General features: G+C 58.0%; 11 protein-coding genes. 5 read left to right on the forward strand and 6 right to left on the reverse strand.

Going from position 1 to position 12,337, the window contains the following annotated elements:
• Window positions 1–5: 5 nt before the first annotated feature.
• Entirely contained in the window at window positions 6–1,088 is a 1,083-nt protein-coding gene (locus AC1RO5_RS04675) for a bifunctional transcriptional activator/DNA repair enzyme AdaA (protein WP_493173167.1), read from the reverse strand.
• Window positions 1,089–1,215: 127 nt separating this feature from the next.
• Here AC1RO5_RS04675 and AC1RO5_RS04680 point away from each other — a divergent pair, with 127 nt between their 5' ends.
• Entirely contained in the window at window positions 1,216–1,629 is a 414-nt protein-coding gene (locus tag AC1RO5_RS04680) for a VOC family protein (protein WP_019648941.1), read from the forward strand.
• A gap of 3 nt (window positions 1,630–1,632) precedes the next feature.
• Here AC1RO5_RS04680 and AC1RO5_RS04685 read toward each other — a convergent pair whose 3' ends face one another.
• Both AC1RO5_RS04685 and AC1RO5_RS04690 read right to left on the reverse strand, forming a co-directional pair.
• Window positions 1,633–2,253 carry a LysE family translocator gene (locus AC1RO5_RS04685; protein WP_493173169.1) on the reverse strand — a complete coding sequence of 207 codons (621 nt, stop codon included), beginning with the start codon at window positions 2,251–2,253 and terminating at the stop codon, window positions 1,633–1,635.
• A gap of 190 nt (window positions 2,254–2,443) precedes the next feature.
• The gene (locus AC1RO5_RS04690) at window positions 2,444–2,656 is read right to left on the reverse strand and encodes a DUF1059 domain-containing protein (RefSeq protein WP_007937743.1); all 213 of its coding nucleotides are present in this window, start codon (window positions 2,654–2,656) and stop codon (window positions 2,444–2,446) included.
• A gap of 241 nt (window positions 2,657–2,897) precedes the next feature.
• Between AC1RO5_RS04690 and AC1RO5_RS04695 the strand changes: the two genes are divergently transcribed.
• Window positions 2,898–3,485, forward strand: coding sequence for a LysE family translocator (locus AC1RO5_RS04695; RefSeq protein ID WP_493173171.1), 588 nt, complete (start codon window positions 2,898–2,900; stop codon window positions 3,483–3,485).
• A gap of 22 nt (window positions 3,486–3,507) precedes the next feature.
• Here AC1RO5_RS04695 and AC1RO5_RS04700 read toward each other — a convergent pair whose 3' ends face one another.
• From AC1RO5_RS04700 to AC1RO5_RS04710, 3 genes are all read right to left on the reverse strand, one after another.
• The gene (locus AC1RO5_RS04700; RefSeq protein ID WP_493173173.1) at window positions 3,508–7,194 is read right to left on the reverse strand and encodes a hypothetical protein; all 3,687 of its coding nucleotides are present in this window, start codon (window positions 7,192–7,194) and stop codon (window positions 3,508–3,510) included.
• A gap of 171 nt (window positions 7,195–7,365) precedes the next feature.
• A complete protein-coding gene (locus AC1RO5_RS04705) occupies window positions 7,366–8,199 on the reverse strand; it encodes an AraC family transcriptional regulator (protein ID WP_413696548.1) in 834 nt (277 codons plus the stop codon).
• A 34-nt stretch (window positions 8,200–8,233) separates the two neighbouring features.
• On the reverse strand, window positions 8,234–8,737 hold the full coding sequence (locus AC1RO5_RS04710) for a VOC family protein (RefSeq protein WP_493173175.1): 504 nt from the start codon (window positions 8,735–8,737) through the stop codon (window positions 8,234–8,236).
• Between the two features lie 342 nt (window positions 8,738–9,079).
• Between AC1RO5_RS04710 and AC1RO5_RS04715 the strand changes: the two genes are divergently transcribed.
• The 3 genes from AC1RO5_RS04715 to AC1RO5_RS04725 are packed head-to-tail and all read left to right on the forward strand — an operon-like array spanning window position 9,080 to window position 12,331.
• Window positions 9,080–9,535, forward strand: coding sequence for a (2Fe-2S)-binding protein (locus AC1RO5_RS04715; RefSeq protein ID WP_019648947.1), 456 nt, complete (start codon window positions 9,080–9,082; stop codon window positions 9,533–9,535).
• 47 nt (window positions 9,536–9,582) lie between these two features.
• Window positions 9,583–11,751 carry a xanthine dehydrogenase family protein molybdopterin-binding subunit gene (locus AC1RO5_RS04720; RefSeq protein ID WP_493173177.1) on the forward strand — a complete coding sequence of 723 codons (2,169 nt, stop codon included), beginning with the start codon at window positions 9,583–9,585 and terminating at the stop codon, window positions 11,749–11,751.
• A gap of 1 nt (window position 11,752) precedes the next feature.
• Window positions 11,753–12,331 carry a hypothetical protein gene (locus AC1RO5_RS04725; protein ID WP_493173179.1) on the forward strand — a complete coding sequence of 193 codons (579 nt, stop codon included), beginning with the start codon at window positions 11,753–11,755 and terminating at the stop codon, window positions 12,329–12,331.
• The last annotated feature ends 6 nt before the right edge of the window (window positions 12,332–12,337 follow it).

Consider the following 12,337-nt stretch of genomic DNA (forward strand, 5'->3'; position numbering starts at 1 on the left):
AGTGATCAGAATGCCAGTTGTTGGGTGATTTGCACCGCGGCGCTTTCCAGCCGGAGCAGAAACGCTTTACGCGGTTGTCCTCCACCATAGCCGGTCAACGAGCCGTCTGCGCCAATCACCCGATGACAGGGCAACACAATCGCCAGACGGTTTTGCCCATTGGCCATGCCCACGGCGCGACTGGCGCCGGGCTTGCCCAACTGCGCGGCAATCGCGCCATAGGTGCTGGTCTGGCCATAGGGGATCTTGATCAATTCGCTCCACACTTGCCTGGCGAAAGCGCTGCCGGGCAGGTGCAGGGGCACGTTGAATTCGCTCCGTTTGCCGGCGAAGTATTGCGCCAGTTCTTCTTCGATCTGCTGCAAATGCCCGTTGTGACCGGGGGCCACGGCGTAGCCATAACGGTTCTGCAGTTCTTCGATTTCCTTGGTCAATGCCGGTCGATCGAGAAACTCCAATAGCACCAGTCCACGTCGTTCGGCCATGGCGATCATCGGCCCCAGCGGCGTGGTCAAGCGGGTGAACAGCAGGGGTTCGCTGTGGGCGGCGCGACCGGGGGTGATGTGGAATGACTTTTGAAACGCATCGCGAAAACCGCTCAAGGATTCGTAGCCGGAATCGAACGCCGCGTTGTCGATGGATTCGCCTTGCTTGATGCCACCGAGGGCGATGCCCAGCCGTCGGCTGCGCAGCCAGGCGTGAAAGGTCATGCCGAAATGCTGCTTGAACCAGCGCCGCAGTTTCAGCGGCTCGATGCCTTCGGCGAGCAATTGGGCATCGGTCCAGCGCAGGTCGGGGTCGGCGTCGACGGATTTCAGCAGTTGCTGCACCCAGTCCGGCGCAATGGCCGCGGCGTCCAGCGGTTTGCACCGCAGACAGGCCCGATAGCCCGCCGACATCGCCTCATCGGCATGAGCGAAGAACTCGACGTTTTCCGGCTTCGGTTTGCGCGCCGTGCAACTGGGGCGGCAGAAGATGCCGGTGGTTTTGACCGCGGTAAAGAACACCCCCTCGTAGGCGGTGTCGCGTTCGAGCATGGCGCGAACCATCTCGGCGTGGGGCGGAAGCACAGCGTTTTGTAGGTTCATGGGCTGAGCATAAGCCGCGTCGCCTGGCGTCTCCACCGGAAAATCGACAGAGAATTTTTGTGGCCCTAAGCTACAGTCATCGGGTCATCGGCAATGCTGTAAACGCTATTTTCAGGAATCCATCCCAATGCAAGCATTCACGATTAAACACATCGATCACATCGTCCTGCGCGTTGAGAACCTCGAACGCAGCATCGCGTTTTACGGCGAGGTGCTCGGCGCCGAACTGGTCAAGCGCCGCGACGATCTGGGCCTGGTGCATTTGCGTGCGGGCACCTCGATGATCGACCTCGTCGACATCCAGGGTGAAATCGGCCGCACGGGCGGTGCTGCCGCTGGTCGCGAACGGCGCAACGTCGACCACTTCTGCCTGCGCATCGAACCGTTTGACGAGGAAGCACTGGTCAGTCACTTGCAGTCCTTCGGCCTGAAACCCGAGAAAGCCGCCGTGCGTTTCGGCGCCGAGGGCAACGGGCTGTCTATCTATTGCTTCGATCCGGACGGCAACCAGGTCGAACTGAAAGGACCGTCCCAAGCGTAAAGGTCACGCCCGTTTCGCCATCAACAGCACCGAAGCCGCCGCCGACAACAATCCCGCGCAGCAACGGTTGAACATCCGTTTGCCCCGTGGTTCAGCGAACCAGCGGCGCATGTGCAGGCCCATGTAGGCGTAGGCGCTGATGGCGATCCATTCCAGCAGCAGGAACAACGCGCCGAGCACCGCGAATTGCGGAGCCACCGCCTGTGTCGGGTCGACGAACTGCGGCAGGAAGGCGGTGAACAGCAAAATGGCCTTGGGATTACCCGCCGCCACCAGAAACTCCTGTCGCGCCAGGGCCAGGATCCCCACCGGAGCGCCGGTGATGTGCTGCTCGGCCTCGGGATTGGCGCGCCACAGTTGCCATGCCAGGTACAACAGGTAAGCGGCACCGATGATCTTGATCGCGTAGAACAGCCATTCCGAGGTTTTCAGCACCACCGACAACCCGGCGGCGGCCAGAGCGATCATTCCGGCAAACGCCAGCAAGCGCCCGACGCCGGCCACACAGGCGCGACGATAGCCATAACGGGTGGCATTGCTGACTGACAGCAGATTGTTCGGGCCGGGGGCCATGTTCAGGGCAAAGCAGGCCGGCAGAAACAGGAAGAGGGTGGCGAGGTCCATGAACGGGGCTCCAGGAACGAGAGCGGTATTTTTATCACGGGTGGTTGGTGATTTGGCCCATACAGCGGTGGATGCAAATAGCCGTACAGAGAACAACACGGGACAGCCCACGATTGTTCGGCATTTGCCTTAAGTCGTGATCTGTCCCTTTTTACGGGTGAAATCAAAAGATCGCAGCCTTCGGCAGCTCCTACGCCGGACGTGGTGCTTCTACGGGCGGGGTGCCGTCGTGGAACATTGTTTTCAGTTGAGCACGCAGTTCTGGTGAATCGGTGTGCTTGTGAACACTGACTGCATGCTGTGCAGCGGCCTCGAGCAGTTCGTTTTCAGAGTCTGCGGACAGTGCGACCGAGCATTTGGAAGCGCTTGGGAACTCGCGGCAGTCGATGTATTTACGCGCCATGATCTTCTCCTCCCTACGATGAAGGCAGGCCGTGGCCTGCGGGAACGATCACTCGACGCGCCCCGCATCGAGTGTGCCGACTCTTGAAGTATAGGCCCGCCATAAGGTGCCTCGTGACGGTCTTGCAACCTACAGGGCGCGACATGCATCGCGGGACAGGCAAGGGTTGTTTTCTTCAATACAGCATTTCCCTGGCTCTTTACCTTGAGCCCTGGTTCAACTGAATTGAAGAAGGTATGCAATGAGTCTGATTCTTTCGATGGCGGCGTTTGCCTTGGTCGCTTCCATTACACCGGGACCGGTGAACATTGTGGCGTTGAGTTCGGGGGCGCAGTTTGGTTTTCGCGCCAGTCAGCGGCATGTGGCCGGGGCGACTCTGGGGTTTGTGTTGCTGTTGGTGCTGATGGGCCTGGGGTTGCATGAGGTGTTGCAGCGATGGCCGGCGCTGACGCAGGTGGTGCAACTGGCGGGTGTAGCGTTTCTGTTGTTCATGGCCTGGAAGCTGGCGGCGGACGATGGTCGCATCGATGCAAAAGAGTCGCGCCGGGCACCGTCGATGCTGTACGGCGCGGTGATGCAATGGCTCAACCCCAAGGCTTGGCTGGCCTGTGTGGCGGGGATGGGCGCGTTTGTTGCCGACGGCGAAGCACGGTTGGTGTGGCAGTTTGCGGCGGTGTATCTGGTGATTTGCTATGTGTCTGTCGGCTGTTGGGCGTATGCCGGGACATGCCTGCAGGGTTATCTGAATAATCCTGCAAGCATGCGTTTGTTCAATCGGGTGATGGCGGGATTGCTGGGGGGGAGTGCAGCGTATTTGCTGTTTTCCTAGCACCATCCCCCAGACAATCATTTCATTCGAGGCCGTGTAGCAAGCTGAACTCGTTTTTTGTCAGCGGTGTGAACCGGTTGTTTCGTAGCTGGCTGATGGCATACAGCGCACGACCGGTTCGGCCGTTACCGTTGCCCAGACCGTGGAAGCCCACGACGGTGGCGAGCAAATGTTTATCGAAATGCTCATGGCTGGTGTTGAGTAATTTCAGGTGTTCCTTCATCGCAGCGAACCCACTGATATTGCTAGGGTATGTCGTTTCAAAATGTAGTCCGATGCGCTCGATGCCTGCGGCATCTGGTGCAATCCGGACGTTCAGCTCTCTGATCAATGCCGGATCGGTCAGCGACTTTTTATTCCCGGCATACTCACGCAATACCGCAACGATGTTGTCGAGGTCGTTAGTTGGAGTGGTTGAACCGTTCACGATCCAGGCTCCCGCCCTTTGCGAATTATCTGTAAAGCCGCTTGGATTGAAAGCCGATTCCGGCATGATTTGGCCAAAAGGCGCCTTGCCCAGATCTTGTTTCAGCACATTTTGCTGGTAATTTTTTACATAGGTGACATTTTTCGTGTCGAGCTGGGCCAGGACTTTCAGCGCCTCGCCATAATTATCGGCTCCTGATCCTGGTCGGGCGGAGATGTAGTCGTGTGGCAAATTTTTGAGGTAGGTCTTGAACAGATCATCTACGGCCGCTCGGCCAATCAAAGCCTCCAAATCTTGTGCTGACTTGAGTTTTGTTGTCGATTCAACGACTGCATTGTTGAACAGATGTTCTAGTTCAATGTTGGTTACGTTACTCGGCAAACGACTGTCTTTGTTCCCCAAAAGGGTCACAATCTGTTCGACGGTTTCGATGCTGTCGTCCTTGAACAGCGCACGCCCATGGGCAACCGTGTCCAGTGACATGCGGATCCGGGGAGCCGAGCCGGTATGGTTGATGGCCTTGATCAAGTCGTAGCCGTTTGCACCGGACATAAAACGCAATTGCTGTCTGGCCAGGTGAGAAGCGGAGCGGGCGTGGCCGCTCAATTTCATTACACCTCGAGCCAGCAGCTTGCTGCCACCGGTGAGTAATTTTGTAGGATCGTCGATGGGAGTGAAGAGGCTGATGACGGTACTGCCAACCACTTTGGAAGTGGAAAGCAGTTTCGAGACCAGGGTTGTGGCCTTCGCGCTGATAGCGGCAACTTTAATGCCGATGACGGCAACGGAAACAGCGAGGGCCGCGGCATCCATGACGCAGCCGAAAATGGCGTTTTTTTGTCGGGAAGGCACCCCTGAGGAAAGCTCCTCGACGCATTCCTTGAACGGAATGATCAGGTTCAGCATGAACGTGTATATGGCTTCGGTCTTTGCAATCGCTTTTTCACGTGTGGTCTGATCGAGGCCCAGTTGCATCAGTTCATCTTCAGTGAAATAGGGGTTCTCTTTTGCAATAAGGTTGCTGATTGCTTCTTTTCGCGTCGAACGAAAGTAGGGGTTCGGCGTGGTGGTGTCTGCACTTGCTGATGGGTTGAATTCACCGATTTTGCGGATGAAAAAAGCGGATTTTGCATAGCTGCGGGGGGCCGTGTTCGATTGATAAGCCTGTATGTCCAGTTGGCCTTCCAAATGTCGTTTGTGGTCCACAAATGTTGCGCCGGTTGTGGACCCGTTGGCCATGAAGAGAGGGCGAAACACTTCGCTAAGCTCCTCGCTGTATACGCATTCCGTCCTCATCGGAAATAGCTGATAACAACGAAGCTCTGAATCAAGTACTGCACAAATGATAACGCCATAACGACCGGTCTTTCCGGGAGTGGGCGTTGCCGGTCTTGCAGCACCCGTCGGGTTGGGGATATTAGTAAATCGGGTGGTGGTGTATTCCTGAACACAATAGAGACCCAGGTGGCCGTCCTCAATGAACGACCTGTCCGTCAGGCTTAGTTGCGAAAATGTAACATTGATAATGGCCGACAACGCTTCGGTCATTGAGTTGTAATGATTGTGGATCGCTTGTTCAAATAAATCTGCAATGGGGTACAGGTCAGTCAGATCAGGGAATGCGTCGTAAATACTGTTCCCTTTGGTTCGGTCCCAATCCTGGGTGTGAAGCTCGTCGCCCAGGTAAAGATCGACAACCGATACCCGCCTTCCTGCACCACCGCCCGTTCCGCGATGTTTGACCAACAGTTCCTCAGGGTCACAATCCGGCACCTGGGATTTGAGTTCTTTAAGTGCGAGCGCCTTGCGATGGGGCAGCGGTTTGCCCAGATCAATCAAGGCGCTCGTCATCATGTCAGCATGTTGCTTGTACTCATCCATCGCCACCGTAACGGCTTGCTGATTGAGGTTACCCTCTGAATCCCGGGTGATCAGATCGTTCATCAGCGCCCAAGTGATCACCGGGTCAGCCGAGTGCGTGGCAAACACTGTTTTGAGTTCAGGGGTCAACTGCGATGCGCGGGCGAACCCCAGCAAGTGTTGGTAGGCCATGCTCCGGGAAACACCGGGGACGATCTCTTCGGCAAAGTGTACGGCTTGCGTGAAGACGACCCAGGCCGGTGTGCCAATACGCAGGTTTGACGGCAGTTCATCGGCAAGATATTCCGGCGCCATGCCTCCCAGGACCAGTTCCGCGACGAGCGGGGCAATCATGGCGTCGAGCTTGAGTTGGCTGACCAGATGCTGTTCAAGTTGCGTGCGGACCGCTGAGGGGGGAAGCAGCAAATAGCGTTTCGAGTAGAGGTCAAAACCTGCAAACGAGGTATTGGCGCTGTCCAGTTCCGGATCAAGGTCAAGCAGCATCACCGCAATCATCAGTTGTTCGATGAACTGTGCGGTTGGCTTGGGGCCGTTTTCATCAGTGAACCAGCCTAATGCCGTCATGAACGCATGCCCATTATTCGCGCTCGACACTGCAATATCGATCAGCCGTGTCAGACGGTAACCTTGGCTGGTGGGCAGTTTATCGGCGGAAAAGCTTTCAAGTTTCAGCGAATGGCCATAAAGCGAAACCAAAGGAAGTTCGCCTCCGGTTTCTTCCTCGATCACATCGCGAATGAGGGTGCGATTTTTCTCCGTGAGTTCGAACGGTGAGTCTTTGGGGGAAATCAGCAACTGCCAGTAGTTCCCATAGGGCGACGGTGCTGGAAGTGTGGTGACATTCAGTAAATCAATTAACTCTTTCGCACTTTCCACGCTGGCCGGAAGTGGCAAGCCATGAAAACGTAACCACTGACTTATTGTAATTTTTCCGGTGGACGTCACCCATCCGCCGGTCAGCTTGGCACTGCTTGAAAGGAGGCGCAGCTGTTCATCGATATCGGCAACGCCAGTGAAGTGATGGGCGATGTCGTTACGCTCAGAGAAAAAACCAACGGTGACCAGCTCGCCGTTGAGTACACGGGTACTGATGTTGTCATAGGTGTAAAAGAGTTGGCCGTGTTCGTTGACATGAAAGATGTTTGTTTGGGGGATGCCTTGTTCGGCCCCGATTTTTTTGAAGTCGGGTTGCCGGATGAGCCTCGCCAGGCAGGTAGTAGCTGGACGATGTAGTTGGGAGAAGTCGGAATCCGGGTCGCAGGTAACGGATACACGGTCCCACGACCATCCAACGGTTGCCATGACGTCTTCATCGCTGAGGAAGTTGGCAATGGTTTCAATGACTGATTGTTTCTCGCGTTGGTTGTTGGAATGAAATACATAGTTATCTGGCGTGTTCAAGTAAGAAGCTCCATCTTCTGATGTTGGGTTGTAACGTGGGAAGGGAGCTTAAATAAGAGTTCGGCGCGTTGTCATTTTATTTATATGACTTTATATGACTTTTGCAGGCAAGGGTCGTGGGTTGATTTTAACTAACCTGTTTTTGATAGGGGAACTTGTCGATGTATTAACTTACCCGCGATATTGCCCAGGCGTCGCCGCCAGATGCTGTTTGAACGCCCGCTGAAAATGCGCCTGATCAGCAAAACCCGCCTCTAACGCAACATCAGCAATTAATCGCCCATTGCGCAGTCGATCCCGGGCGAACTGGATGCGGCGGTTGACCAGAAATGCATGGGGCGTCATGCCGTAATGCTGTTTGAAGGCGCGAATAAGGTAGGACGGCGACAGTTGCGCCGCTTCGCAAATGTCTTCGAGCTTGAGCTGGTGCGTGCAGTTATCGCGGATGTAGTCGGCGGCCCGTTCCAGCTTGAAGTTAGGCTCGCGCAGCGGTTGATCTATAGGATTGAGCCGCTGTTGCACCTCGGTGAAAAACTCCACCGCCGCGCTGTGCTTGTGCAGCACATCCTGCTGCCGATCGACCAACACCTCGTACAAGTTCTTCAGGCCGGCGAACAGCTCGACATCGCGATTGTGGGTGATGGAAAACCGGCGAAACGCCGAGTCCTGGCTGAAGCCGAGCTGATGCTGCAAGTCAGTCAGCCACGGCGTCTCGACGTACAGCATCAGGTACGACCAGGGCTGGTCATCGATCGGATTGCAGGCATGCACATCGCCGGGGTTCATCAGCACCACGGTGCCGGCGCTGACCTGAAACTCCGATTGCTCGTGGATGTAGGTGCTGCGTCCGGCGGTGATTGCACCGATGGAAAAGTGTTCGTGGGAATGCCGGGCGTAGCAGACCTCGCGGCCGTCGGCGATGGAGCGGGCTTCGATGAAGGGCAGGGCGTCGTCGCGCCAGAAGCGCGGGGCTTTGTCTGCATCTTTGGCGACGATGTGCTTCATCTCGGTGTCCTTGGCGGGCCAGTACCTCAGTGTATTAGCTCTGGCCGGCAAAGGCTCGTTCCAGTTCGGCGATGTCGAGTTTTTTCATCTGCAACATCGCTTGCATGGCACGCTGGGATTTTGCCGTGTCGGGGTCTTGCATCATGTGCATCAGCGCCACCGGCACGATTTGCCACGACACGCCGAATTTATCCTTGAGCCAGCCACATTGCTGCGCCTGCACAGGCCCACCGGCGGACAGGTTGCCCCAGAAGTGGTCGACTTCCTCCTGGTTCTGGCAATTGACCTGGAACGACACCGCTTCGTTGAAGGTGAACACTGGCCCGCCATTGAGGCCGGTGAAGGTCTGGCCATCGAGCTCGAAACTGACCGTCATCACCGAGCCTTCCGGCCGGCCGTGGATTTCCTGACCGGCCTTGCCGTAATGGGTGATGGCGGTGATTTTCGAATGATCGAAGATCGAGCAATAAAACTTCGCCGCCGCTTCGGCCTGATCGTCAAACCACAGGCAGGGTGTGAGTTTTGGAAAGCGTTGCATGGCGGTTGTCCTCGGCAGGTTGAACACGCTGGATTATCAGATTAGCCAGCCTGTAGGCGATTGGACGGACCGTAGATCGACAAGTCCGTAGCAGCTGCTACGGGATGGGAGCGACCGGTGGTCGATGAACATGGCTTGTGGATCAAATTGCGCTTAGCTGTAGGGATGACCCAAGGCACGCGTAAACCGCCGACCCTGTAGGAGCGAAGCTTGCTCGCGAAGAACGATAACGCGGTGTGACAGCAGTGACGCCTTCGCGGGCAAGCCTCGCTCCTACAGAAAAATAATGGCGTCGCGGTAGAGACGCCCCTTCAGAACACTGTGAGTCTGAGGAAATCCGCCATGCTGACCCTGAACATCAATGGCAAGGACCAGGAACTGGATGTCCCCGCGGACATGCCATTGCTCTGGGTTCTGCGCGATGTCGCGCACCTGACGGGCACCAAATTCGGTTGCGGCATGGCCCAGTGTGGCGCCTGCACCGTACACGTCGATGGCGCGCCGCTGCGCTCCTGCATCACGCCCGCCACGGCGGTGGCCCACGGGCAGAAAATTCTCACCATCGAAGGCCTGTCCAGCGATGGCTCGCACCCGGTGCAACGGGCCTGGGCCGAGCTCGACGTGGTCCAGTGCGGTTATTGCCAGTCCGGGCAGATCATGTCGGCGGCCGCGTTGCTGGCGAAAATCCCCAAGCCTACCGACAGCGACATCGACCAGGCGTTGTCCGGCAACATTTGCCGCTGTGGCACCTACCCAAGAATCCGCGCCGCGGTCAAACGCGCCGCCGAGATCGGGTGAGGCCACGTTGAAGCTATGTTGAAGCCATGTAGATGGGAGCCTGAATAATGAACAGCATCAACCCTGTCTCGCGTCGCGGTTTTCTCAAGGGCAGTGCGGTGTTGGGTGGCGGTCTGGTGGTGGCGTTTGTCATTCCTGGCGGCCATCGCTTTGCCCAAGGTGCCGAGAATCAAGGAGAGGTCTTCGCGCCCAATGCCTTTTTACGCATAGGCAACGACAACAGCGTTACCGTGCTGCTCGGCCATTCGGAGATGGGCCAGGGCATCTGGACCGGCCTGACCATGTTGATCGCCGAAGAACTGGACGCCGACTGGGCGAAAATCCGCGTCGAACACGCGCCAGCCTCGGCCGCCGAGTACGGCCTGCCGGCGTTTGGCGGGATGCAGATCACCGGCGGTTCGACCTCGACCTGGATGGAGTTCGATCGCTATCGCCAGGCCGGAGCGGCGGCGCGCCTGATGCTGATCGAGGCAGCGGCCAAGCGATTCGACATGGCGCCTTCGCAGATCCGCACCGAGTCGGGCGTGGTGATTGCCGGCGACAAGCGCGCTACTTACGGCGAATTGGCGGATGACGCCGGCAAGTTGCCGGTGCCGGATCCGGCCTCGATCAAGTTCAAGGAGGCCAAGGACTGGAAGGTCATCGGCAAACCCACCAAGCGTCTCGACACCCCGGAGAAAATCACCGGGCAGGCCAAGTTCGGCATGGACGTACAATTCGATGGGCTCATGACCGCAGTGGTCGCTCGGCCGCCAGTGTTCGGTGGCAGCGTCAAATCCTTCGAAGGCGCCGAAGCGCTGGCGGTGCCGGGCGTGCACAAAGTGGTGCAGGTGCCCACGGGTGTCGCGGTGATTGCCGATCATTATTGGGCGGCGAAGTTGGGGCGCGATGCGCTGAAGGTCGAATGGGAGCCGGGGCCGAACGCCGGCCTCGACAGCCAGCAACTGCTGGAAAGCTTCCGTAAACTCGCCGCCACCCCCGGCACCTCGGTCAGCCAGGCCGGGGACGCGACGGTGATGTTGGGTAGAGCGGTGAAGACTATCGAGGCCGAATACAGCGTGCCGTACCTGGCCCACGCGCCGATGGAACCGCTCAATTGCACGGTGAAAATCACCAAGGACAAATGCGAAATCTGGACCGGCACGCAGTTCCAGACCCTGGATCAGATGATCGCGGGGAAGATCACCGGGCTCAAACCCGAACAGGTCGAGATCCACACCCAATTCCTGGGTGGCGGCTTTGGGCGTCGGGCCAACCCGACCTCGGATTTTGTCAGCGAGGCGGTGTACGTCGCCAAAGCGGCGGGCGAACCGGTGAAAACCGTCTGGTCCCGAGAGGATGACATTCGCGGCGGTTACTATCGCTCGGCGTTCCTGCATCAGGCGCGCATCGGGCTGGACGCCGACGGTATGCCGATCGCCTGGAAGCATGTGCTGGTCGGGCAGTCGATCATGGCCGGTACGTCGTTCGAGGCGACCATGGTCAAGGACGGCGTCGACAAAACCTCCGTCGAAGGTGTGGCCGACAGTCCTTATCTTGAGGGGCTGGCCAATCACCTGGTCGACCTGCATTCACCGCAAACCGGCATCAGCGTGCTGTGGTTGCGGTCGGTAGGGCATACCCACACTGCATTCGTCATGGAATCGTTGATCGATGAACTGGCAGAGGCGGCCGGCAAGGACCCGGTGGAATACCGACGAACCTTGCTCAAGGCGCATCCAAGGCATCTGGGGGTGCTGAATCTGGCGGTGGAGAAAGCCGACTGGAAAGCCCCGTTGCCGGACGGCCACGCATTGGGCGTGGCGGTGCATGAGTCTTTCGGCAGCTATGTCGCCCATGTGGCCGAGGTATCCCAGGACAATCTGGCGATTCGCGTACACCGGGTGGTGTGTGCGGTGGATTGCGGCATTGCGGTCAACCCGCAGAGCATCGCCGCGCAGATGGAGTCAGGCATCACCTTCGGCCTCGGATTTACCTTGCACAGCAAACTGACGTTCAAGAACGGTCAGGTGCAGCAGTCCAATTTTCACGACTATCAGGTGCTGCGCCTGAACGAAATGCCCGTGGTCGAGGTGCACATCGTCCCCAGCAGTGACAAACCCGGTGGCATCGGCGAGACCGGTGTTCCGCCCGTGGCGCCGGCCGTGGCGAACGCGGTGTTTGCCCTGACCGGGCAGCGCCTGCGGGAACTGCCGCTGCAACTGTCGGGGGTGTGACATGAAACGACATCTGGTGCTGGGCGCGGTGGTGCTGATCGGGCTGACTGGCTATGCCTCGGACCTGTTCGCTGACGATAAAGCTGCGGTGAAGGCGTTCGAAACGGTGCAGAAGGTGTTCCAGAGCCCCCGTTGTCAGAACTGCCATATCCCCGGCGATTCGCCTTTACAGTTCGATGCCGGCAATCCTCACGCGATGAGGGTGGTTCGTGGGATGGATGGCAAAGGGGCAGCCGGTCTGCCGTGTGCCAGTTGCCATGCCGAAAGCAATCCGCCCGCCAGTTATGGGCCTCACGCACCGCCCGGAGCGCCGCATTGGAGCCTGCCGCCGGCCGCGCACAAAATGGCCTGGATCGGTCTGCCGCCCGACAGGTTGTGCGCGATGATCAAGGACCGTTCCAGTAATGGCGATCGTGATTTTGCGGCACTGATCAAACATGTCAGCGAGGACAAACTGGTGCTCTGGGGCTGGCATCCGGGTGAGGGACGGGCGCCGGTGCCGGTGCCCCACGATATCTTCGTCACCCAGTTCAAGCTCTGGGCGGGCGCTGGAGGGCCGTGTCCGGTGGCGGGTAGCTGACCAGCG

The sequence above is a fragment of the Pseudomonas sp. GW822-FHT02G04 genome, assembly GCF_058802085.1.